Origin of the sequence: Filimonas effusa (assembly GCF_004118675.1) — a bacterium.
Classification (GTDB): Bacteria; Bacteroidota; Bacteroidia; order Chitinophagales; family Chitinophagaceae; genus Filimonas; species Filimonas effusa.
This window is the reverse complement of record NZ_SDHZ01000001.1, coordinates 206,292-230,510: the sequence shown is the minus strand read 5'-3', so window position 1 is coordinate 230,510 and position 24,219 is coordinate 206,292. Positions and strand designations below refer to the sequence as shown.

Below are 24,219 nucleotides of genomic sequence, written 5' to 3'. Positions count from 1 at the left end.
CTTATTGACGGGCCTGAGAAAGCCCGATGTGTAAAACAAATAATACGCATCATGAAACTAACTGCTTTTTTCATGTTTGTTTTTTCACTTCATCTCTCTGCCAGGACCCTTGCGCAACGGGTGACGGTTTCGGGAAAAGATCTCAGCCTGAAGCAGGTGTGTGAGATCATCAAAAAACAAACAGGTTATGAATTTATGATAGACAATGCGCTGGTTGAAAAGGCCGGGCGTATGAATCTGAATGTAAAGGAAACATCCATTACCGAAGTACTGGACCAATGTCTTACCCCCAAAGGCCTGGCCTATACTATCAAAAAGAATGTTATCATTATTTATAAAAAAACGGCGGCGCCTGCTTTAAGCCTGCTGCCACCGGAGGCAGCTACACCTCCCGGAGATATCCGGGGCAGGCTAACAGATGCATCTGGCAGACCTGTATCAGGCGCATTAGTAAGGGTAAGATCGAAAACAGGCTCTATTATATCCAGGGCTACCGTAACAAATGATAATGGCGAATTTGTTTTACCGGGTGCAGATCCCAATGCAATTCTATTGATCAGTGCAGTGAATATAGAACCAGTGGAAATGGAAATCAGCGGACAAAATTTCATCACTGTCGTAGCCAGGAACAAAGTAGCCGTTTTGAATGAAATAGCAATACAGGTAAATACAGGCTACCAGGTATTGAACAAAGAAAGAGCTTCCGGAGCATTTGAAAAGCCGGACATGCAAATAGTGAGAGCCCGTGTATCAACCATGGATATTGTAGCACGCCTGGAAGGACAGGTAGCCGGATTACAGGTTGCCCCTGGCAACAGCGGCATGTCGGCGTATAGTATCAATTATAACAATGCCGTATCTACCAGGAAAAGCCTGGTCAGGGGTGTTTCCACTGTTAGCCTTTCCTCTGAACCATTGTATGTAGTAAATGGCATCCCGGTATCGGATTTCAGCTCTGTTAACCCTGACGATATTGAAGATATCACCGTACTGAAAGATGCAGCGGCAGCAGCCATCTGGGGCTCCAGGGCCGCCAACGGCGTGATCGTGATCACCACCCGGTCGGGATCAAAGAACCAGCGGCTGACGGTAAGTTATAATGGCTTTATCAATTACAGCGGCAAGCCAGACTTCAATTACCAGAGAACTATGAATAGCCGTGAATACATTCAGGCTGCCAGGGAAGTTTTTGATCCTGAAACCAATCCATGGCCTGCCATGACGTATTCGGTAGTAGCACCGCACGACCAGGTATTATATGATGAATATCGTGGCATCATCAGCAAGGAGGAGGCCAACAGGCGCCTGGACAGCCTGGCTTCTATTGACAATCTTGGCCAGATAAAAGATCTCTGGTTCCGGCCCGCTTTCACTACCAACCATACCATCTCTGCTTCAGGCGGAAACGATGTTTATTCATTTTATGGCTCACTGGCTTATACAGGTGAACAGTCGAATATACCCGGCGAGAAAAACCAGTCCTACAAACTCAATTTCCGCCAGGATATAAACGCAGGCAACAAGGTCAAGGTATCTGTCAGCACCTCGCTCATCAACAGGGTGAACAGCGGTAAAAACGCTATCACAATCAGCAACGACTTTATTCCATACCAGTTGTTTAAGGATGCCTCCGGGAAAAGCCTGCCTGTCAATTACCTGGTAGACAGGTATAACGACTCCTTGCGGCTGGATTATCAAAACAGGAGCCTTATCAATCTGGATTATTACCCGCTCGACGAATTAAACCTGGCACATTCAAGCAGGAATAACCTGCATATGAATGTTACTGCCAATGTTACGGTTAAACTCTTAAAAGGTCTAAGCTTCATGGGCACCTACGGCTATGTGAAAGCACCGGGCACTACCAAAAACTATACAGACAATAAAGCACTGGCACTACGCAAAACCATAGTTGACCTTACAGTACCTTCTGCTACCGGCGGCTTACCTACTTATTATTACCCAACTACTGGGGGCGCCTATATGACCGGCACCAATGACCAGCGCAATTATACCATCCGTAACCAACTGGTGTTCGAAACCAACCTGCGCCACGGACGTGATCATTTGTCGGTACAGGCAGGTCAGGCAGCAGACGAAACCTATGGCATGCGTACCAGCAATATGGTGGAAGGATATAATGAAGCACTGGGTACCTATGCCACACTCGACATCATAAATATGAGAAACGGGATACCAGGTACCGTTCCCGGCTATGGCTATTATTGGGGCAACCCTTACAGCCTGATGGAGACTTACAGCCGGTTCAATTCCTATTCCGTGATAGCCAATTATACCATTGATCACAAATACAGCATTGACGGCAGTTGGAGGAGAGATCACAGCAATATGTTCGGCAGTGATGTAAGTACACAAAACAAACCGGTATGGAGCGTGGGTACCAAATGGCAGATAAGCAGGGAAAACTTTATGAAAGCTGTTAAATGGGTGGATGACCTTGGTATAAGAGCCACCTATGGTATTACAGGAAATTCACCCTATGCCGCCGGATCGTATCAGTACGATGTACTAAGAGCTATTGTACCTTCGGACCGAACGCCATTGGCCGCAGGTGACGCTTACACCGTAAGCCAGGTTGCCAACAACAAGCTGGTATGGGAGAATTCAGCAACTATAAACCTGGGACTGGACTTTTCTATTCTTAACAGGCGGCTTTCCGGTGGTATCAATTATTATCATAAAGTGACTACCGATCTTATAGGAACCAGCCCGTCAAACCCATTAACAGGCGTTTCCACCGTAACAGGCAACATTGGCAAAATGGTGAATAAAGGCATCGAAGTTTCGCTGACCAGTCAGAATATAAGAACCAAAGACTTCAATTGGAGTACTTCATTAACGTTGGCATATAATAAAAACAAACTGGTATCGTATACGAAAGCAGCGGCATTCATGAACACCGCCAGTTTCAGGATATCGGGCAGTTATGCTGCCGGCTACAGTATGTCGCCGGTATTTGCCTACCGTTACGCCGGGCTGGACGACATGGGAGATCCGCAGATAGAGCTGGCAGACAAAACAGTAAGCAAAAATCCATCTGTAGCAACGATCGATGATGTTTATTATATGGGCACAAGCCGGGCTCCTTATAGCGGAGGGTTAACCAATACGCTTTCCTACAAAGGTATATCCATGACCATTAATACGGTTTACAGCCTGGGTGGTGTAATGCGCAATGTCTTGAACAGTTTTTATACAGGACGACTGGCATCCAATCCCAGTTTCACCAACTCGAACTATTCTGTTTATTTCACAAAAAGATGGAAACATCCGGGAGATGAGGCAACTACCGACATCCCTTCTTTTGTAGCCAATGAGGGCGTAAGTTACTCACGGAGAAACATCGACTATTATACAAAAGGAGATGTAACTGTGATCAGCGCTTCTTTCCTGAAAATAAGAGATATCACATTAGGCTACGACCTGCCTTCGGTGCTGCTCAGGCGGCTGCAGATACAAAGTCTGCGCATATACGGGCAAGCCACCAATTTCCTGCTGTGGGCAAAGAATAACAAGGGTATAGATCCTGACAGGTCAACAGGCTTACCTGCTCACAATTATAGCCTGGGTATAAATCTTACATTTTAGTTATCTAAAATTTACAACAATGAAGAATTTCATTCTTTCTTCCTTATTCATACTGTTCCTGTTTTCTTCATGTAAAAAAAGCTGGCTGGAGGTAGTGCCGCTGGGCAACCTGGTTGCTAAAACAACCGACGATTACAGTAAACTGATGAATGATCCGGCCTTTTACCTGAACAACTATGATGGCGGCTGGCAGGAGCCTATGCTGATGGGTGACGACGTTGCAGCAGAAACGCAGTATTTTATCAACAGGGATATATTCCGGGTCCCTTTATTCCAATGGAAGGATACTATTTACGCCACTCCCGACCAGGTAGCGGGAGCGCTGCAGGATCACTCGACACGAGTGTACACCCTTAATAAGATCATTAATGAAGTGATGAATTCCACGGAAGGAACAGAAGCGCAAAAGAAAGCAATACGTGCCGAAGCACTGGCTACCCGTGCCTGGACACATTTCAACATGGCCAACTACTATTGCAAGCCGTATAATGCTTCAACCGCCTCATCTGATCCCGGCTTCTGGTACACTACGCAGCCCGATGTAAACCAAAGTTCATTCCCAAGAGGCACATTACAGCAAACCTATGATATGATCATAAAAGATCTTACAGAAGCGCTTGCTGCTATCCCCAGGATACAACCCTTTGTAACACGCATGTCCAGGCCTGCGGTAGAAGGAATACTTGGCAAAGTATACCTGTTCATGGGCAGGTATAACGACGCGCTCCCTTTGCTGAATGCAGCCCTGGAAGATGTAACAGCCAACGGGCAAACCATACTATACAACTACAATGAAACGCTTGCGCCCAATGGCTCCTTTATGCCCATCAACAACATGTCGGGCCCCAACTCACCGGGGCAGGACATGAACAATCTTAAAGAAGCCGTATTATCAAAAGTTTTCAACAGCGGATTTTATAACAAGATCAGCAGCTACGGGCTGGTACTCAGCGCCAGGGCTGCGGCATTATACAGCCCCGGCGACTTCCGGTTATTATTTTATACAAACAGGAACCCTGATTTTACAGTCAACGTCAACGGCAGGCTGCGTAAGTATGGTGTAAGCTATTCCCGGTACGGCTTACAGCTACCGGAATTATACTTATTACAGGCAGAATGCAAGGCAAGGCTGAATGATTTGAGTGGAGCAGTTACGGCTGTGGAAACACTTCGTAAAAACAGGATGCCTGTTGCGGACGCAACAGTGCCTGCGCCCGTAGCCGGCAACCAGGCTGCCCTCATCAAATTCATCGTAGATGAGCGTACCCGCGAATTTGCAATGGAAGGTTACCGCTGGTTCGATATGCGCCGGCTTGCAGCCGATCCGCTGTTTGCAGGAGAAAGCTATACTCATACCATGTACAATGCAGATGGCACCACCGCTACCTACCAGCTAAAACTTCCTGAACGTCTTGTTTTAAAAATCCCAAGGAATGTCACAGATGCGAACCCCGACATTGTAAATAACCCCTAGGCAAACTATTTACCGGTAACAGGCAGGTTAAAGCCACCTAAGCAAGCTGCTTACAGCAGGTGTTATACACCTGCCTGTTATTGCCATGTCTATATTAACCGACAGTTATTAAACAGATATATCCATAAAATGAAGAGTATTGTAAAACTTGAACATTTGTCGCACAAATACAGCAGCGCCTGGGCCATCCGTGATATCAACATGGAGATTGGCAATACGGGAATTGTGGGCTTGCTGGGTTCCAATGGCGCAGGCAAATCAACGACCATGAATATTCTCTGCGGCGCACTCAATCAAACCGAAGGCAATGTTTTTATCAACGGCATCAACCTTCGTGAGCAGCCCGAACTGGCTAAGCAGCAGATAGGTTTTCTTCCACAAACGCCACCCCTGTATATGGACCTCACGGTAGACGAGTACCTGCGTTATTGCGCCGGCTTGCGCCAGGTGCCGAAAGAAAAGCTGAAACCCGCAGTTAAAGAAGCCAAAGAACGCTGTGGTATCGATCATTTCAGTAACCGTTTGATCAGTAATCTATCAGGGGGCTATCGCCAGCGTGTGGGAATTGCACAGGCTATTGTTCACCGCCCCGCACTGGTAGTACTTGACGAGCCTACCAATGGTCTCGATCCCAACCAGATCATTGAAGTGAGATCGCTTATCAAAGAAATTGCCACCGACAGGGCCGTCATCTTTTCGTCGCATATATTACCGGAAGTACAGATCCTTTGCAAGGAAATTAAAATGATAGAAAACGGGCGGATCGTGTTCTCCGATACCATGGACGCTTTCAACAACTATGTAGAACCCCATAGTATGCTGATACACCTGGAAAACCCGCCATCTGCCGCCGAACTGGCAGCAATACCAGGCGTTACCAAGGTAGCATTCCTAACAGAAAGACAGGTTCGCGTTCATTTCAACGGGGACCAGGATATCACGGAGAAAGTAGTGGCCATTAGTATTCAAAAAGGCTGGCGATTAAGGGAGATAAGTCTCGACAAAAGTGCGCTCGACGAAATATTCAAACAATTATCCAGTCAAAATCCTCAATCTCATCATTAATGAAAACAACATTAAGCGTTGCGCGGACAGAATTGCGCATCTTATTCTATTCGCCTATTGCCTGGTTTGTACTGGTTGTATTTTTAGTGCAGAGCGGTACAGTTTATTTCGGTTTAATTCAAAACATAGCTTCACAGCAGGAAATGGGCGGCTTCAGGCTCCATTTCATTAAAGAGCTTATGTCTCGTGTATTCACCGGCAAAGGAGGCTTATTCAAAAGCATCATGAATAACCTGTACCTGTATATTCCACTTCTTACCATGGGGCTGATAAGCCGTGAAACTTCCAGCGGCACCATCCGGCTGTTATACTCCTCCCCCATCAAAGTACGGGAAATTATACTGGGCAAATATCTCGCAATGATGCTGTATAGTTTGTTCCTGCTGGCTATCGTTGGTATTTTCATTACCACGGGTATTTTTCAGATACAAGCACCAGACAAAGGCATGCTGATGGCCGGCCTGCTGGGGTTTTACCTGCTGTTATGCGCCTATTCGGCTATTGGACTATTCATGTCGTGTCTCACCACTTACCAACTGGTAGCGGCAGTATGCACTTTTGTAATGATCGCTTTCCTGAATTATGTAGGCACTATTGGACAGGGCATGGATTTCGTGAGAGATATCACCTATTTACTTTCACTGTCGGGGCGGACAGAAAACATGCTGAATGGCCTTATCACAACCAAAGACACCGTTTATTTCCTTGCCATCATTTATATGTTCCTGGGACTAAGTATCTATAAAATAAAGTCCGGCATGGAATCCAAACCAGCTATTGTTAAAATAGGCAGGTATAGCGCTGTTATCGTCACAGGTATTGTGGCAGGTTATATAGGTGCCTTACCCGGAATGATTGGGTACTATGATGCTACAATCAACCAGAAAAACACGGTAGCTCCCAATGTTCAAAAAATCGTTAAAGAGCTGGGCAAAGAACCGTTGGAAGTATATACTTATAACAATGTAATTGGCGGTGCTTCCATGATGGGCTTTGATAACGCTTACAATATAGTGGCTTCAACATGGGAACGATATACGCGATTTAAAGAACATCACAATATTATCATACATAAAGCAGTCAATTATTACGACAGTACGATCGACGACCAGGGTACCTTAAGGAGTTACCCGGGGAAAACACTCAAAGAAATAGCCATCCAGGTAACGAAGCCCAATGGCGTATCTATGAAAAAGGTATTATCACCGGAAGAGATCCGTAAGATAATTGACCTGAGACCTGAATTAAACCGTTTTGTAATGCAGCTGAAATACAAAGACAAAAGTACTTTCCTGCGTATTTACGACGACCAGTTCGTATGGCCAGGCGATACGGAAGTTGCAGCGGCATTCAAACGATTGCTCCAGGCCAAACTACCGAGGATTGCCTTTCTTACCGGCAACCTGGAAAGAGATATTTTCAAAAAATCGGAACGCGAGTACAATAAGATCGCCGCTGCCAAAGGCTTCCGGTATGCTTTGATCAACCAGGGCTTTGATGTAGACACCGTTTCCCTGGAAGGTCGTGACGTACCGGATGGTGTTAACACACTGGTCATTGGCGATCCCAGGCTAGCCTTCACGCCGGCTGTACTGGAGCGGATAATACGGTATATCAACAAAGGGGGCAACCTTCTTATCACCTGTGAACCCGAGAGCCGTGAAGTGTTGCAACCTTTACTTGATGAACTTGGCGTAGCACAGATGGAAGGGAAACTAATAGAGTCTGATAAAGACTTTGCTCCCGACATGATAAAACCTTTATTCACTGCCAAAGCGGGCTCCTTTTCCGGCTATATTGAAAAGATGCGGACAGATAGCCTGGCCGATCTGATGCAGATGCCCGGCGTATCGGGTTTAACCTATAAGCAGGGAGGCGATTTTATCATTGAACCATTGCTATTGAGTAATCCTAAACAAACCTGGAACCGGAAGAAGCCGTTTAATGCAGAATCAGCCAATACTATAAGGCCTGCCGACGGCATAGCAACAGCCGGCGGGTCTATTCCTACAGACCCAAGACAAAGATTCAGCCCCGTATCCTTCTCAGCAGAAGACGGTGATATAAAAGGGCCTATTGCTGCCGCGCTCGCGCTAACAAGGAAGAAAGATGGAAAGGAACAGCGCATTATAATAACCGGGGATGCAGACTTTATGAGAAATGGTTCTTTCAGCAATTCCAACTTTTTCTTTTCAACAGGCATATTCAGCTGGCTTTCCTATGGAGAGTTTCCGATTGACAGCTATCGCGCCGAAACAAACGACAAGGCTGTAAAAGTTACCACCGACGAGGTGAGTTATCTGAAGATCATTTACCTGTGGGTACTGCCTGGTATACTGGTAGCTTTCGCAGCCATCCTGCTCATTCGCCGTAAGAGAAAGTAACTGTTCATTAAGGCATAATACTATCATCTATCAATATGCTATTCAGTACTGATAAACAAACACTGAACGATCTGAATATCTTTGGCAGACACGGGGCGGAATCGATATTTTATTTGTTCAACCGCTGCGTCACAAGCGGTGGCGCGGCGCTGCTCGAAGAGCTGTTCCGCCATCCGTTATCCGATGACAAAGCCATTAACCGGCGTGCAGGTATTATCCGGCATTTTAAAGATGCCGCCGCCGGCTTCCCGTTTTCACCGGGCGACTTCGGGATTATTGACGCTTACCTGGCAAACCGGGATGAGCGTTCCAGGTTATCAATGACCCATCATTCACTGGCCGGCAAGCTAGGCCATATGCTTGCACCGGAAGCCGCCGTGCAACAGGTTATCAAAGGCGTTCATGCGCTGGCCGATGTATTAAAAACATGCCGTCGTTTTCTACAATCCCTGCCTCCGGTACCTGATTACGATACAGAAAAGGAGTCGATGCAGCTATTACTCAGCGAACCTGCGTTGGCTCCCATTCTCAATTGCAAGCAAAAATTAAGCTTTGAAGCGGTTGCCGGGTTTGATGTACTCCTACGTTTTCGTTATCACGATACGATAAAAAAAATATTAAAATATATCTATCAACTGGATGTATATATTGCTGTGGCCCGGGTTGCACGTGAACGGGAATTCGTATTACCTAAGGCACTTCCCCGGCAACCGCTTACCGTAAGCATTGAAGGGATTTACCACCCGCAGGTGAACAAGGCTGTCCGCAATAACATAAGCATCGGTTCCGGCAGCAATCTTATTTTCCTCACCGGCGCAAATATGGCAGGGAAGTCCACTTTTATGAAGTCGTTTAGTATAGCCATGTACCTGGCACATATGGGATTCCCGGTAGCCGCCGAAAGAATGACATTCTCAGTATCTGACGGCATATACACTACTATTAACCTGCCCGACAACCTGGGCATAGGCGCCAGTCATTTTTATGCAGAGGTTTTAAGGGTAAAAAAGATGGCGCAGGAGCTGGCAGCGGGCAAAAACCTTTTTATTGTATTCGACGAATTATTCCGTGGCACCAATGTAAAAGATGCATGCGAGGCAACTATCGCTATCGTTGAAGGATTTGCACGGCATCGCAACAGTGTGTTTGTAGTATCTACGCATATCATAGAAGCAGGAGCTATTTTAAAACGAACCTGCGACAACGTTAAATTTATTTACCTGCCTACAAAAATGAACGGAGCAATACCAGTGTACACCTATACCATTGAAGAAGGCATTACCAACGACCGGCATGGCATGGTCATCGTCAATAATGAAGGTATACTGAACATATTGGAAGAAGGCATACAACAAATGAAATTGTCATGAGCTTTATAACCGACAAACAAACGCTGGAAGACCTTGGATTGATGGGCAAATATCGCCAGCACTCCATTTATACGCTTTTCAACCAGGTTAAAACAGCAGGCGGCGAAAGACTGCTTCGTGAAATGTTTCACCACCCGCTGAGCAACGCAGCAGCTATTAATGAGCGTAGCTCTGTTTTCCGTTATTTCCAGGAAAATGCCGTTCCGTTTCCTTTGGAACAGGAAGCATTCAACCTGGTGGAAAGTTACCTGAGCAACAGCACCGGCAGTAACATACTCAGTTGCACAACAAACCTGCTCCGGAAAAAGCTCATGGCCTTGCTGGTGCATGATGAGCAATACAGCCAGTTTCTAAAGGCCCTTCAGGCCACTATACGGGCAGTGCATTCCCTGTATGCCTTTACCGACAAGCTGGATATTCCTCAATTGAGTGCAGTAAAAAACATACTTTCCGACCCTCGGCTATCCAGTATAGCAACAGGAGACGAGGCAAATAATCTCACACTGCTGAAAGCCGCCGGCTATGATCACCTGCTACGTAATACCATGCAGCAAGACATGGAGTTATTATTGGAAAAGATTTACGAACTGGATGTATATATTGCGGTAGGCGCCATTGCAAGGAAGCATCAGTTCAGTTATGCGATAGCCCTGCCTGCGTCACAGCAGGTATTCAGCGCCCCGGCCTTACGCCATCCCGGCTTACCTGCAGCAGTGCCCAATGTATTACATATGGACGCAAAACAAAACCTGTTGTTCCTTACAGGCGCCAATATGGCCGGCAAATCCACGTTCATGAAATCTGTTGGTATTACACTATACCTGGCACATATGGGCTTCCCGGTAGCGGCTGGCGATATGCGTTTTTCTGTGCGGGATGGCATCTACACCTCTATTAATGTTCCCGACAGCCTGGACATGGGCTATAGTCATTTTTACGCGGAGGTGTTACGTGTAAAAAAAGTAGCAAAGGAAGTTGCCGCAGGCAGGAATATGGTTGTCATTTTTGATGAGCTATTCAAAGGCACCAATGTAAAAGACGCGTATGATGCCACCCTGGCCGTTACGGCAGCATTCTCCAGGTACAGGAACTGCCTTTTCATCATCTCCACTCATATTATAGAAGCGGGTGAGGCATTACAACAGTCTTGTTTCAATATACGGTTTGCCAAACTTCCCACTATAATGAACGGCAATGTACCCAGCTATACTTATACCCTTACCGAGGGTATTACCAGCGACCGTCACGGGATGACTATTATAGAAAATGAAAAAATTATAGACTTACTCCATATGCAACCGTCGCAGACCGCTTTGTAGCGCCTTATTTCACTATTTATAAAAAATAACAAATGATCCGGAAACTACTGGTACTGGCCTTGCTTTGCCATGGTCAGGCTTATGGTCGTGACTTAAACGACACAATACCTCTCGATAAAAATATAAGGACAGGCAAACTATCCAATGGGTTCACCTATTATATCCGGAAGAATGCCACACCCGAAAAAAGGGTCCTATTCTACCTGGTCAACAAAGTAGGCTCTATACTGGAAACAGATGAGCAACAAGGGTTGGCACATTTCCTGGAACACATGGCATTCAACGGTACGCTTCATTTCCCCAAAAACAGCCTGGTCAATTATCTTGAAAAAGCAGGCGTACGATTTGGCGCCGACCTTAATGCCTATACCAGTTTTGACGAAACCGTATTCCAGCTACCTGTAGCCTCCGATGATACGGCGGTGTTGCATAATGCCATGCAGATCATGCGCGACTGGGCAGGCAGTATTACGCTCGACGACAGCGAAATAGACAAAGAAAGAGGCGTCATACTTTCGGAAAAGCGGCAAGGCATCAGCGCTTCACAACGTTTACAAACCATCCTGCTGCCTATAAGTTTCAACCAGTCGCGTTATGCATCCCGTATGCCTATAGGGACAGAAAACGTGCTTACCAGCTTCAGGCATTCCGAAATAAAGCAATTTTATCACAACTGGTACCGTCCCGATCTGCAGGCACTGATAGTTGTAGGTGACATCAACGAAAACGAGATAGAGAAAAAAATAAAGGCTTTATTCTCCGATCTTAAAACGCCGGTTAATGCTCCTGTGCGTGTACAATATACCATACCGCTTACAGGGAAAAACCAGTTCCGTATTGTTACAGATCCGGAGTTAACGGGTACTGCGGTACAGATGACCATTAAACATACAGGTTACTCCCTGTTAACAAAAGCAGATTACCGAGAAAACGTTGTGCGGGCGATTGTGTCGATCATGATGAATCATCGCTTCAATGAAATAGCAACACAGGCTGACGCACCGTTTTTACAGGCAGGTTATTCCATCGGGAAAATGCTCTCCAATTTAGATGCATTGGGCGCTACGGTACACACAAAACCCGGGGAATTTGAAAAAGGAGTTAAAGCATGGTGGGCAATATTACAGCAAGCCGCCCAATCAGGCTTTTCAGACACAGAGCTAAAAAGAGCATCAGTGCTTTATAAAGCAGGTATTGCACAGCTTTACAACGAGCAAGACAAACTACCTTCAGACAACTATGTAAAGGAATACGTGGAGCTTTTCCTTCACCATACTGCCAGCCCCGGCATCGCCTATGAATATGCACTTACCGATACGATATTAGGCACACTAAAAACCGGAGAGGCCAACCAATTATACCGGAAATACTTTTCGGCAGTGAACAGGGATATCATTATACAGGCAGAGGAGAAGGAGAAAGCAAACCTGCCAACTGAACAAAAGATGATGGAATGGCTGAACACAAGCGGAACTTCAGGTTATACTGAAAAAAACACAACAGGCCTTCGTCTTATGGATACACAGCCTTTTCCGGGAGTTATACGTTCTACGGCAAAAGATGAAGAAAACAACATCACTACCCTTATCCTGGAAAATGGCATAAAGGTGATCTTAAAACCAACCCGTTTCAATAACGACCAGATACTATTCAACGCGTCGAGCCCGGGTGGCCTGTCGCTGGTGAAGGATGAGGACTATTTCACAGGACGAATCGCGGGATCGTTGGTAGCCAATAGTGGTGCAGGCCAGCTCAACAGGCAATCGCTGCAACAGCTACTGAATGGCAGAATGGTTTCGGTATCACCTTATATCACCGATCAAAGTGAAGGACTATCGGGAAGTGCGTCGAAGGAAGAACTGGAAACGGCATTGCAGCTTGTTTATCTTTACTTCACCAGCCCCCGTGCCGACACTACTGTTTTCAAACAATTTACAGAGCAGCAACGATTTGCCTATGCCAATGCCGGAAAGGTTGCGCAGGAAGTATTCCAGGATACGGTGATGGCTGTGATGGCCAATCATTATTTCAGGAAAATGAAAATGCCCGAGAGAGAACTGGACAAGTTAAACCCATTAAAAGCACTCGATATTTATAAGGAACGTTTCGGCAATGCAGGCGACTTTACATTTGTTTTTGCAGGAAATTTCGACGCAGAGGGCATCAAGCCATTGTTGCTGCGTTACCTGGCCTCCCTGCCTTCAAGTAACAAAAGAGAACAAGTGCAGCACCCCGGCGTAAAGCCTCCTTCAGGTATCATTTCCCGCAAAGTAGTGCGTGGCAAAGAAGCCAAAGCCAGCGTATTCTTATCTTTTCCTGGTGAATTCGAATATAGCCCCTCCGCAAATATCCAGTTAAAAGCACTGGCTGGTGTATTAAATATGAAATTAATGGAACGCCTGAGAGAGGAAGAAGGTGGCGTGTACACCGTTCAGGCCAATGCAGCAACGCAGGAACTACCGTCAGGTGAATACAATCTTTCCATCCGGTTCATATGCCATCCTGACAATGCAGAAGCACTCATTGCAAGCACCAACAAGGAAATTGAAAAGCTTAAAACGCAAGGCATAGATAAGGAAACCGTAGAAAAGTATTTAGCGGGAGAGAACAAAAGCCTGGAAAGAGCGGAAAAAGAAAACGGGTTCTGGTTATCCTATCTTACCGTTGCTTCTCAACGGAATGAAAAAGTGGGCGTCAAGTATTTATACGAACGCCTGAAAGAAGTAACACCTGAAAACATCAAACGCACAGCCAACCAGTTCCTGAATAACAGCAACCATGTTCGCATTGTACTTTTACCAGAGACGAACTAGACCGGAACAAAAGAAATAAAGGGTATCCAAAAAAGAAAATGCCCCCGAAAGCAAAAGACTTTGCCGGGGGCATTTTCATGCCTCAAAACGGGCCAACAAATTTCAGCGCTATTGCAGCAATTCCAGCACCAGCGTTGTGTTGGCAGGTAGCGAAAAAGTTTTCAGTTCCTTTATCCTTGAGCCTGTCACAACATTTACGGCCGAACTAAATCCGCGAATACGTTCTGAGAATCGTTCGCCATCCAGTTTTATTTCTTTGCTGCTGTTATTGAGCGCTATCATCACCGTTTTTGCATTATCATACCTAAAATAAACATAGGCACCATCCCCAGGTATGTATTGCATTAGACGGCCATCCTGCAGCACCTTATTATTCTTCCGATAATTAGCAAGTACACGGATATAATCGAACACTTCGTTCTCGTGGGCTGTACGTCCTGCGGCAGTAAACTTATTCACCTGATCACCGGGCCAGCCACCTTTAAAATCCTCTCTTACCAGGCCATCCGGATTGGATAGGTTTTTCATTAACACCTCGGCTCCATAATAAAGCTGCGGAATGCCGCGGGTAGTGAGCAATACGGCCAACGCGGCCTTATATCTTTCCACATTTTCATTGATCACTGAGAAATAACGGCTCATGTCGTGGTTGTCGAGAAACAGCACATTGGCATAAGGGTTTTTGTAAAGAAAATCTGAAGCCAGTACGTTGTACAACCTGTTTATGTCTCCTGCACTGTCCGTGCTACCACTCATGATGTCTTTTATCGCATATTGGAACTGGAAGTCGGTGACACCCTCCAGGTGCGTATCAACGGGCTGCCCCAGTTTGCTCCCTCCTGTAAAGTAAGCCTGATTGGCTACACTTTGCACCCATGCTTCACCAAAACAACTAAAAGCAGGATATTCGTCAAGGATAGCTTTACGCCATTTGCTCATGAATGATAAATCGTTATAAGGATAGGTATCTATCCTGAAAGCATCTATACCGGCATATTCTATCCACCAGATATGGCTTTGAATGATATAGCGCTGCACATAGGGATTACTTTGGTTCATATCGGGCATATGGCTATCGAACCAGCCATCGGTCATTCGTTTACGATCGGCTGCAGCGGCATAAGGGTCCGGCACTACCTGGTCGCGGAAACTTGACCTCGTAAACACAGGCCATTGATGCACCCAGTCTTTCATCGGCAAATCAACTACTGTCCAGTGTTTTTCGCCGAAATGATTGGGCACCACATCCATTACCATTTTCATATTCCTGGCATGAAGTGAATCGGTTAACGCTTTAAATAATTCATTGCTGCCGTAACGCCTGTCGATATGATAACTTTCGGTGTTGGCGTATCCATGATAAGAAGTTGCTTCTTCATTGTTCTCCAGCGCCGGAGTCATCCAAAGTGCCGTTATGCCAAGATCCTGCAGGTAATCCAACCGGTTCATTACACCTTGCAGGTCGCCGCCGTGGCGGGCAGAAAGCATATTCCTGTCGACGACATTATCGAACATACCTGCTATTGTATCGTTGCTGGTGTCACCATTGCAAAAGCGGTCGGGCATCAGCAGGTAAATAAAATCCTTACTGGTTACCCCCTGCGCCTTTACTCCTTTATTCCTTTGCTTCAACTCATAACTATATTTCCTGTCGGGCTTTCCTTTCCGGGAAAATACGATAGGGAATACACCTGCCGGTGCAGCAGGAGTTATATCCAGATCTATAAACAGATAATCGGGGTTCTCTACTTTATGAACAGCTTTTACAGTTACCCCTTTCCAGTCTATAGCGGGGGTATAAGCTGATAATCCTTTGCCATGTGCTATAAGCTGGATAGCATGCATTTTCATACCTGTAAACCAGCATACCGGTTCTATACGATCGATCGTGTCATGGGACTGTGCAATACCTATGGTTACTGAAAACAGCAGCAGGCCTGTGAGCACCTGCCGCTGTATTGTTATTGAAATGCCATTCATAAAACAAGACTTCATCTATACATTACTTTTTTTGAATAGAATAAGTATATCCTGCCGGAGCCAGGTTAAGCGTTATGGTATAAGTTCCGGCGGTAACGGATACATTGTCGCCATCGTACTTCAAGGCAGTATTGGCATCAACGCCGAGATTTACATCCCAGGCATTGTTCTCCCTGAACTTAAATGAACCGGCAGTAAGCGTTGCTGTGATCGTCCATTGATAATTTCCTTTTCCGGGTGCAAACGTCATAGCAGTGCTGTTATCCCAGCCGCCCGCAGTGGCGTCGCCAATGATGCCCCAGTTTGACGGCACCAGTACATAACCCGGTTTCGTAAGATCCGTCATATCCAGCCTGAGACGATAAAACCCATCGGCACTCACCGGGATGTTAGCAGCATCTGCTGCATTGGTAAGCACCCCGGGCGTTCCGGGTTTCATACCAAATCCACCATCCCAATTCACGTTGCCGGGTAATATTTTAAGCCCATCGCCAGCGTTGGTAAGATAACCATAGTAGTCGTAAAAAGGCTTTGCATCTTTTGTAAAGACTGCAAATTTTATCCCGGCAACCGGATCCCATCCTGCTGAGGACGATCCACCTACCAGGTAATAATTGGCAACACCCTTTTTAAAATAAACAGTGTCGGTTTCAGCTTTACCGTTCACAGACGAAGCTGTTAATTTCAGAATGTACTTTCCAGCCCAGGAGCCGTCTGCAGGTACGGTTATTTCTTTAGATAACAAGTAGCTATCCGTGGTATCGGTCAGCGTGTCTTTGAACACCTCCTTGCTATTATCAACTGAAACGAGGGACACATTCAAAGATCTGATGTCCGGTGTTTTAATGATGCTCAGTTTAAACTTAGCTCCCCAGAACACGGTATCACTGACAGCTTCCAGCGTAAACGCGGCATTTACGGGCTTTTCAAAACTTTCTTTTTTGCAACCGGCAAGCCATAAGGCAGCCAGCAAGCCCAGGAAAAAGATCTTACCTATATGCTTATACATAAAAAAGAATTAAATGATTAGTAACTGGGGTTCTGATGCAACTTGGGGTTAGACGCAATAGCGGTGGACGGAATGGGAAATATTCGCCTATAGGCTTCACCGGGGTTAGCGGTTTTGAACAACTGCGCCTCTTCCCATTTACCAAACCGGATCATATCTGTTCTCCTGCTCATTTCCCATGATAGCTCTCTCCCCCTTTCATCGTACAAAGCAGCCAATGTTAAGGTAGTAGCGGTAAAACGTTTTGAAGCGTCGTTATTGAAGGCCCTGTCCCTTACCTGGTTAACAGCATCTAACGCCTCTGTTTTTGTAGCATTGGCTGCGCCTCTTAATACCGCTTCGGCTTTCATGAGCAATACATCGGCATACCTGTATACGACGAAGTCGTTGTTTGCATTATTGCTTACGGCATTGGCATCGGCGTAATATTTATTATTCCTGGCGCCGGCAAGGCGTCCTTTATCATCTGCGCCACCTACATCGAATGCGGGAAAATAATCGGGATCCAATACCACGTTCACGCCGTTATAAACAACAGGCGCTCCGTTGGCATCGTATTGCTGTCCCGACAACCATGTACCGATACGTTTATCCGCCGCCTCATATTTATGATAAAAAGCAGGCTGACCACACCAGCCGTTCCAGGGCACAGTGGTTAGCTTAAATGTTTTCTGATGACCGTAATGCAAGGTTTTATTAAACAAGAGGTTGCCCTTTGCTTTAACAGCATCAAACGGAATAGAGAAGATGGGTTCTTTATTCTGCGGGCCGTTATCGGGTTTAAACTGCGCCGTAAAATCGGATTCCAACGTGTATTTACCGCCGGCGATCACACTATCACAGGCTGCTACGGCTTTATCCCATTGGGGTGTACCTACGTACACTTCGGCATTCAGGTATAATTTGGCCAGCAGGGTAAAAGCCATCCATTTTGTTGGCATACCATAAGTAACAGCTGTAACGTCGGCTGGCAGTGAACCTTTTATCTCTTCCAGTTCCGTTACTATGAAATTATAGACTGCAGTCCGGGTAGCTTGTTCAGGAGCCGCTGCATTTTGATCGAAGGTTGTTACGAGCGGAATATTGCCATAGGCATCCATCATGTTATAGTAATACCAGGCTCTCATGGCGCGGATCTGCGCCAGGGTGAGTTTTTTATTGGCGCTTTCGGGTGCGCTCTGCAGCTGGGTTAAAATTTTATTACAGGTACCGATAGCATTGAAGCCCCAGTCCCATGCATTCTTCACCAGATCGTGCGTAGGCGTCCAGGTATGATAATGCATATCGCGCCATTTACCGCCATCGAACCAGTCGCCTCCTCTTGTTGGCACAATCAATTCATCGGTACCGGCTTCCTGCAGGTCGTAAAAATTATTATCGAAAAACTTCTGGGCCGCCACATATACGGGGCCTGTCAGCGCTGCATATTGCGCAGCGGTGGTTGGGAAGTTTGCGTCCGTATAATTCGAGTAAACGTTTTCATCCAGTTTGGTACAGGCCTGCAATGCCATTGCTGCCATAAGTGCAGGGATGATCGTTTTCTTTATTGTTAGTTTCATTGTAGCAAAGTTTTAATATTCATTACAATCTCACATCCACGCCGAAAATGAATGACCGTGTTTTAGGATAGTAGTTCCTGCTGTCCACGCCGGGCGCCAGTCCGCCCATATTTACTTCGGGATCAACGCCGGTGTATTCCGTGATGGTAAATACATTGGTGCCGGTGAAATAAAAGCGCAGGCTTTTAAATACATTACCTTTTTTTACAGGAACATTATATCCCAGCGTTGCATTATCCATACGCAGGAATGAGCCGCTTTCGAGCCACCTGCTCGAGTTCACCGGCGCTTCGAACACGCCGTCTTTTACTGCCAGGGGAGAAACATTGGTAACGCCTGCCTGCGTTAAACGTGATAAGTCGGCACGGGAAGCATTATAGATCTTATTGCCATATACACCGCGAACAAAAAAGGCAAGATCAAATCCTTTATAAGTAAAGCTGTTGCCCCATCCGTAGGTAAATTTCGGCAAGGCATATCCTACAATCTGGTAATCGCCGGGCGATTCCAGCTGGTCGGAAGTTTTCAGCTTTCCTGAAGGCGTTTGATAGATTGTTTTTTTAGCTGCGGCATCGTAGCCTACATATTTCGCGGTAAAGAAAGTGCCTATGGGCTGGCCGGGCAATAATACGCTGGTCGTTTGTGCCGTCCAGCCATCAAAGCCGGCAAAATAATCGCCGCCTGTCAATACCCTTTCGAGGTTAAGGTTGGCGATGTTGCCTGAGATACTTCCTACCTTATTCTTGTTGCGTGCAAAGTTTCCGAATGATTTCCAGGTAAAATGCGCGGTTGTTATAACGGTAGCATTCAGAGATACTTCAATACCCTTATTACTCATGGTACCACCATTGGCGAGCAGCGTATTAAACAGATAGGGAGGTGTAGGCACGTTATAGCTATAAAGCAGATCGGAAGTCTTTTTGTCGTAGTATTCTACGGTACCGGATAACCGTCCTTTGAGGACAGTAAAATCAAGACCAAAGTTGTACATTTTTGTGGTTTCCCATTTGAGGTTGGGGTTCGGGTTTTGTGTTACCGCAAGGCTGTTTATAAACGAGCCATTATACAGGAACTGATCGGAGCCTGTTCCGTACTGTGTAAGAGAGGCATAAGGCGATATGTTCTGGTTACCGGATACGCCATAGCCCATTCGCAGCTTGAGATCGTTAAACAGGCGCTGGTCTTTCATGAAGTTTTCCTGTGTTATTTTCCAGGCAACAGAAACGGAGGGGAACAATGCCCAGCGGTTGTTCTTACCGAATTTGGAGGAGCCATCCCTTCTTACTGTAGCAGTAAGCAAGTACCTATCGGCCCAGGCATAATTGACACGGCCAAAATAGGCCAGCAGGGTTGATTCCTGTTTGGCAGGCGTTCCATCGAAGGGGTTGATCAGCCCGGCAGATGCGCCACCTCCTGCGCCCAGGTTGTTGGGGCCAAGGCCATCGGAGGAGAAGGTATTATTCTGACCATATAATCCATCATTAGTTATGGTGTTCTGGTAAGAATAGCCAACCATGAGCTTTAACTTTTGTTCATCGGTAAACGGTGCCGTGTAGGTTAGATTGGATTCAAACACTTTATCGGAGTTGGTATAAACAGTTCTATTTGCATATCCTTTTCCTATGGCGGTGGGGTTAATGTTATAAATAGACATGTAGGTCTTATTATCATACATTTCGCGCTGCACAGAGCCTGTTACTACAAACATGAGGTCGCGGGTAAGGTCTGCTTCTATTTTACCAAAAGTCTGGAATATGTTACGGGTACGGGGCTCTTCTCTTTGATTGAGCCAAGCTACCGGGTTATAATAATTGGTTCTGCCTGGCACCTGGAAATAGCCGCCATACTGTTCGTATTCTGCGGCATCACTTTTAATGGGAGATACCGGCAAAAACCTTGCAGCGTAGTTAAAGATGCCATAGTCGACATGATGAGAGCGAATATTACTTGTTACCACGTTCAAACTGGCTCTCACCTTATTATCGAATAAAGACTGCTCAACCCCCAGGCGTGTAACCAAACGTTTTATATCGTTTTTCTTTACAATACCTTCCTGCTCAAAATAGTTAACAGAGGCAGAAAAGCGGGTATCGCTGTTTCCGCCGGCAATACTGATATTGTGATTATGGGATATACCGTTCCTGAAAATTTCGTTCTGCCAGTTGGTGTTATGCCCGCTTTCACTGGCTGAAACAGTCATATTATTATCTGCCAGGAACTTTGTGTATTCATCTGCCCCCAACACTTCCACTCGTTTTGAAATAGCGTCCAATGCTGCATAGCCGCTATAGGCCACTACGGGCTTACCGCTTTTTCCTTTTTTTGTTGTGACCATGATCACACCGTTGGCGGCGCGCGATCCATAGATCGCAGCGGAGGATGCGTCTTTCAGGATATCCATGGAGACAATATCGGCCGGGGCAATCAAATCGATATTGGCTCCCGGTACGCCATCGATCACGTAAAAGGGGTTGATACCTGCGGTTAGAGAAGAGGGGCCACGCAACTGAATAGTAGCGCCACCTGTGGGGTCGCCGCTGTTTCTTACGATCGTTAAACCTGCGACTTTACCTGTCAGAAGCTGGTCCGGGCTAGCAGTAACGCCCTGGTTAAAATCTTTGGGGGAGACGCTGCTGATAGAACCGGTAACATCGGTACGACGTTGCCGGCCATAACCAACTACAATTACATCTTCCAGAGCGGCGCTGACCGGAACCAGCGCTACATTAATTTCTGCTGCGGCTTTTACTTTCAGGGTATCGTAGCCTATATAGGTAATAAACAACAGGACGCCGGAGCGGGCGTTGAGCGTAAAGCGTCCTTCGGCATTGGTAGTTGTGCCGGTTTGCGAGCCGGCTATTGTTACAGAAGCGGCTTCAATGGGCGCTCCTTTTTCATTGGTAACTTTCCCGGCTACGCGTATACTGCTCTCCTGGCTTTTTATACCGGAGAACAATAAACAGCAGCCCAGCAATAAGGCTATCCGTTTATGGATCTTAAATGAGTATTTCATATTATGGCAATTAGTGATAAAGAATAAGCAGTCCCTGGTGTATTGAAATATTTATTTAATACTGTATGGTTATTTTTTGAGTGCTATTAGAAGTTATTACAGAAGGCGCTGTATATCCTTCCCTTTGATTCGTGTTGCCCTGCGGATCGAAAGCTGAAACGGGATCCAGCATGGAAACAAAGAAGTTGTCTGTTGTTTGCTGCTTTTGATCCAGGGTTATTTTATTTAAAGCATCGAACCCTGTAAAGACAATCCTCAGCCATTTAAATTTAGAGGCGTTATTACCGGAGGGCGCTGAAAACGTGATAGTGTTTGCGGAAGGATCGAAAGAGATAAGGCGTTTATAATAATTTCCTTTTTCGTATTCGTATGATTCGCCATCGTCTTCGTAGTATTCAAACTCATTTTTATCTGTGCCTTTGTATACATAGACTGTAAGCGTATCGGACGGTTTTTCGGCAGTAGACTGGATCAATGACTGCATGGTAACGATACCACTTCCGCGTGCGTATACAGGGAGTTTATTCTTTTGCAATGCAAGCAGTTTACTGGTGTTACCTTGCTGCAAGGAGCCTGTGTATATGTCGTACCAGTTTCCCTTTGGAAAATAAGCAGCAGCGAAGTTGACGTTACCGGCCACGGGCAAGATCAGCAGCGATCTGCCGAACAGGTATTCGTTCTGAAATTCACCTTTATAGATCTGCGGATCGTGTGTGTAATCGATGGCCAGGCTACGATTCAGCGGCATACCATTTTGTGTAGACTCATAGATACCAGCGTATAAATAAGGCATCAGGCGATAACGCAGGTTCACGTAGTTCCTGGATATTTCCAGCGCTTCTTCTCCAAAGGTCCATGGTTCTGCGGCTGGGGTATTTACGGCAGTATGATTCCGATAGTAAGGCATAAAGGCGCCCAGCTGCATCCACCTGATAAACAGGTTTACCGATGCGCCTCCTGTAAAGCCGCCAATATCCATACCTGTAAAAGAAACACCGCTCAGGCCAAGGCTATTGACCAGGCGTACGCCTGCCAGCATATGATCGTCTTCGGACCTGTTATCGCCGGTCCAGAGGGCTGTATAGCGCTGTAATCCTGCGTAACCTGCCCGTGTAAGCATAAAGGGGCGTTTGGCGGGCAGCGCCTTGCGGAAGCCTTCGTAGCTGGCGCGCGCCATGAGCATACCATATACGTTATGCGCTTCTTTGTGCGTAGTGGTACGGCCGTCGAATGCAAACAATACATTGTCGGGCATTTTTTGTCCCCATGTAGCAATTTCATTCATATCGTTCCAGATGCCCACGACACCGTCGTTTGCATAGGCTTTCATTTCATTGCCCCACCAGGTGCGGCCTTGCGGTGAAGTAAAATCGGGGAAATGGCACCATCCGGGCCAAACTTCGCCGGTATAGGGTTTACCATCGGCATACTTAATGAAAATATCGTTGTTCAGTCCCCTTTCATAGGAGCCATATCCCTTTTCGACCTTTATACCGGGATCGGCGATGACCGTTGTTTTCAATCCCATAGCATTCAATTTTCCAGTTAGTGCTTTGGGATCGGGAAAGCGGTTCTTATCCCATGTAAAGATCTTGTAGGCATCCATATAATGAATGTCGAGCGTAATGCCATCGGCGGGGATCTTTTTTTCGCGGAGCGTTTGTGCGATACGCAAGACTTCCGTTTCGGGGTAATAACTATACCTGTTCTGCTGATAGCCGAGGCTCCAGAGCGGGGGCAACTGCATACGGCCGGTCAACTGCGTATAACTGTTTATAATGCCTGCTACCTGAGTATTATAGATGAAATAATAATTCATTTCTCCATCTGCTGCGCCAAACGAGGAAAAACGATTGTTACTGGCGCCAAAATTAAACTGGCTCTGGTTGGTATTATCGAGGAAGATCCCGTATTGTAAACCATGATGTACTCCTATGTAAAACGGGATCGAGCTATAAATAGGGTCCTGGCTGACGCTGTATCCAAAGGCATCGGTATTCCAGTTAGTGTAGCCACTCCCCCTGCGGTCGAGCGCTCCTGTTTTCTCTCCCAGTCCTATAAAGCGTTCTCCTTCCTGTAAAGTTTTATAGGTAGTTACCTGGTCGCCTATCCAGCTGGTAGTCAGCCCTTCTTCGTCTTTGCTGATCAATTGCCCGCCGGGCGTATAGAAGCTGAGGGAAAAAGGTTCCTTTGTTACAATTCCTTTTAAGGAGTCGGTGCTGAAATTTACCGTGGAGGCGTTTTGCTGTATGTGTAAACCGTTTGTGGCGGGGGCAGCGGTCACTGCATAAGAATGCAGATCGGTCAGGGGCCGCTTGTTTATCCTAACCTTTATAATGGAAGGGCTATACATTTCAATTCTAACGAAAGCATTCTCTGTTTCCAGGTTGATTTGCGAGGCAGCGGTGGTTACTTTCTTTACTTTCCCTACTTCTGTGACCCGCTGCTGCGCTTCCACGCAAAAGGGAAGAAATGACAAAAGCAGCCAGAGGCAACTGTGATAATTCCTTTTCATATAGCTAAACATATTTTGAGCTGTAATCGATAGAACAAAACAACAGTCCTATGGAAGGAGCGACAAATTAGTGACTTAAAATATAGAAATTAGCTATATGGCTGTTCAA

Annotated in this window: 12 protein-coding genes; 7 read left to right on the top strand and 5 right to left on the bottom strand. The window is 46.2% G+C overall.

Translation table 11 applies throughout. The features are described from left to right. Window positions 1-51 precede the first annotated feature (51 nt). The 7 genes from ESB13_RS00910 to ESB13_RS00880 all read left to right on the top strand — a co-directional run bounded on the left by ESB13_RS00910 (window position 52) and on the right by ESB13_RS00880 (window position 14,034). Window positions 52-3,609, top strand: a complete 3,558-nt coding sequence (locus ESB13_RS00910; RefSeq protein WP_164974057.1) for a SusC/RagA family TonB-linked outer membrane protein — start codon at window positions 52-54, stop codon at window positions 3,607-3,609. A 19-nt stretch (window positions 3,610-3,628) separates the two neighbouring features. After that, on the top strand, window positions 3,629-5,083 hold the full coding sequence (locus tag ESB13_RS00905) for a RagB/SusD family nutrient uptake outer membrane protein (protein ID WP_129001168.1): 1,455 nt from the start codon (window positions 3,629-3,631) through the stop codon (window positions 5,081-5,083). A 129-nt stretch (window positions 5,084-5,212) separates the two neighbouring features. Then, on the top strand, window positions 5,213-6,148 hold the full coding sequence (locus ESB13_RS00900) for an ABC transporter ATP-binding protein (RefSeq protein WP_129001167.1): 936 nt from the start codon (window positions 5,213-5,215) through the stop codon (window positions 6,146-6,148). Next, window positions 6,148-8,532, top strand: a complete 2,385-nt coding sequence (locus ESB13_RS00895) for a Gldg family protein (RefSeq protein ID WP_129001166.1) — start codon at window positions 6,148-6,150, stop codon at window positions 8,530-8,532. Before ESB13_RS00900 ends, ESB13_RS00895 begins: the two co-directional genes overlap by 1 nt. Before the next feature lie 35 nt (window positions 8,533-8,567). Further along, on the top strand, window positions 8,568-9,902 hold the full coding sequence (locus ESB13_RS00890; RefSeq protein ID WP_129001165.1) for a MutS-related protein: 1,335 nt from the start codon (window positions 8,568-8,570) through the stop codon (window positions 9,900-9,902). Continuing rightward, window positions 9,899-11,221: a MutS-related protein gene (locus tag ESB13_RS00885; protein ID WP_129001164.1), complete on the top strand. Its 1,323-nt coding sequence runs from the start codon at window positions 9,899-9,901 to the stop codon at window positions 11,219-11,221. The genes ESB13_RS00890 and ESB13_RS00885 overlap by 4 nt, the downstream gene beginning before the upstream one ends. Window positions 11,222-11,253: 32 nt before the next feature. Beyond that, window positions 11,254-14,034: a M16 family metallopeptidase gene (locus ESB13_RS00880; RefSeq protein WP_129001163.1), complete on the top strand. Its 2,781-nt coding sequence runs from the start codon at window positions 11,254-11,256 to the stop codon at window positions 14,032-14,034. Window positions 14,035-14,142: 108 nt separating this feature from the next. On the opposite strand, the gene ESB13_RS00875 is transcribed toward ESB13_RS00880, so the two are convergent. From ESB13_RS00875 to ESB13_RS00855, 5 genes are read right to left on the bottom strand one after another with little or no spacing between them, the layout of a single operon-like run. Then, window positions 14,143-16,029: a glycoside hydrolase family 13 protein gene (locus tag ESB13_RS00875; protein ID WP_246022379.1), complete on the bottom strand. Its 1,887-nt coding sequence runs from the start codon at window positions 16,027-16,029 to the stop codon at window positions 14,143-14,145. Between the two features lie 7 nt (window positions 16,030-16,036). Then, the gene (locus ESB13_RS00870; protein ID WP_129001162.1) at window positions 16,037-17,023 is read right to left on the bottom strand and encodes a SusF/SusE family outer membrane protein; all 987 of its coding nucleotides are present in this window, start codon (window positions 17,021-17,023) and stop codon (window positions 16,037-16,039) included. A 17-nt stretch (window positions 17,024-17,040) separates the two neighbouring features. After that, the gene (locus ESB13_RS00865; RefSeq protein ID WP_129001161.1) at window positions 17,041-18,582 is read right to left on the bottom strand and encodes a RagB/SusD family nutrient uptake outer membrane protein; all 1,542 of its coding nucleotides are present in this window, start codon (window positions 18,580-18,582) and stop codon (window positions 17,041-17,043) included. Between the two features lie 22 nt (window positions 18,583-18,604). Beyond that, entirely contained in the window at window positions 18,605-21,595 is a 2,991-nt protein-coding gene (locus ESB13_RS00860) for a SusC/RagA family TonB-linked outer membrane protein (protein WP_129001160.1), read from the bottom strand. 55 nt (window positions 21,596-21,650) lie between these two features. After that, window positions 21,651-24,110, bottom strand: coding sequence for a glycoside hydrolase family 31 protein (locus ESB13_RS00855; RefSeq protein WP_129001159.1), 2,460 nt, complete (start codon window positions 24,108-24,110; stop codon window positions 21,651-21,653). Window positions 24,111-24,219: the final 109 nt, after the last annotated feature.

Coding starts and splice junctions, on each gene's coding strand:
- ESB13_RS00900 (WP_129001167.1), top strand. CDS start 5,213: ATGAAGAGTATTGTAAAACTTGAACATTTGTCGCACAAATACAGCAGC.
- ESB13_RS00880 (WP_129001163.1), top strand. CDS start 11,254: ATGATCCGGAAACTACTGGTACTGGCCTTGCTTTGCCATGGTCAGGCT.
- ESB13_RS00860 (WP_129001160.1), bottom strand. CDS start 21,595: ATGAAATACTCATTTAAGATCCATAAACGGATAGCCTTATTGCTGGGC.
- ESB13_RS00890 (WP_129001165.1), top strand. CDS start 8,568: ATGCTATTCAGTACTGATAAACAAACACTGAACGATCTGAATATCTTT.
- ESB13_RS00905 (WP_129001168.1), top strand. CDS start 3,629: ATGAAGAATTTCATTCTTTCTTCCTTATTCATACTGTTCCTGTTTTCT.
- ESB13_RS00895 (WP_129001166.1), top strand. CDS start 6,148: ATGAAAACAACATTAAGCGTTGCGCGGACAGAATTGCGCATCTTATTC.
- ESB13_RS00870 (WP_129001162.1), bottom strand. CDS start 17,023: ATGTATAAGCATATAGGTAAGATCTTTTTCCTGGGCTTGCTGGCTGCC.
- ESB13_RS00875 (WP_246022379.1), bottom strand. CDS start 16,029: ATGAAGTCTTGTTTTATGAATGGCATTTCAATAACAATACAGCGGCAG.
- ESB13_RS00910 (WP_164974057.1), top strand. CDS start 52: ATGAAACTAACTGCTTTTTTCATGTTTGTTTTTTCACTTCATCTCTCT.
- ESB13_RS00855 (WP_129001159.1), bottom strand. CDS start 24,110: ATGAAAAGGAATTATCACAGTTGCCTCTGGCTGCTTTTGTCATTTCTT.
- ESB13_RS00885 (WP_129001164.1), top strand. CDS start 9,899: ATGAGCTTTATAACCGACAAACAAACGCTGGAAGACCTTGGATTGATG.
- ESB13_RS00865 (WP_129001161.1), bottom strand. CDS start 18,582: ATGAAACTAACAATAAAGAAAACGATCATCCCTGCACTTATGGCAGCA.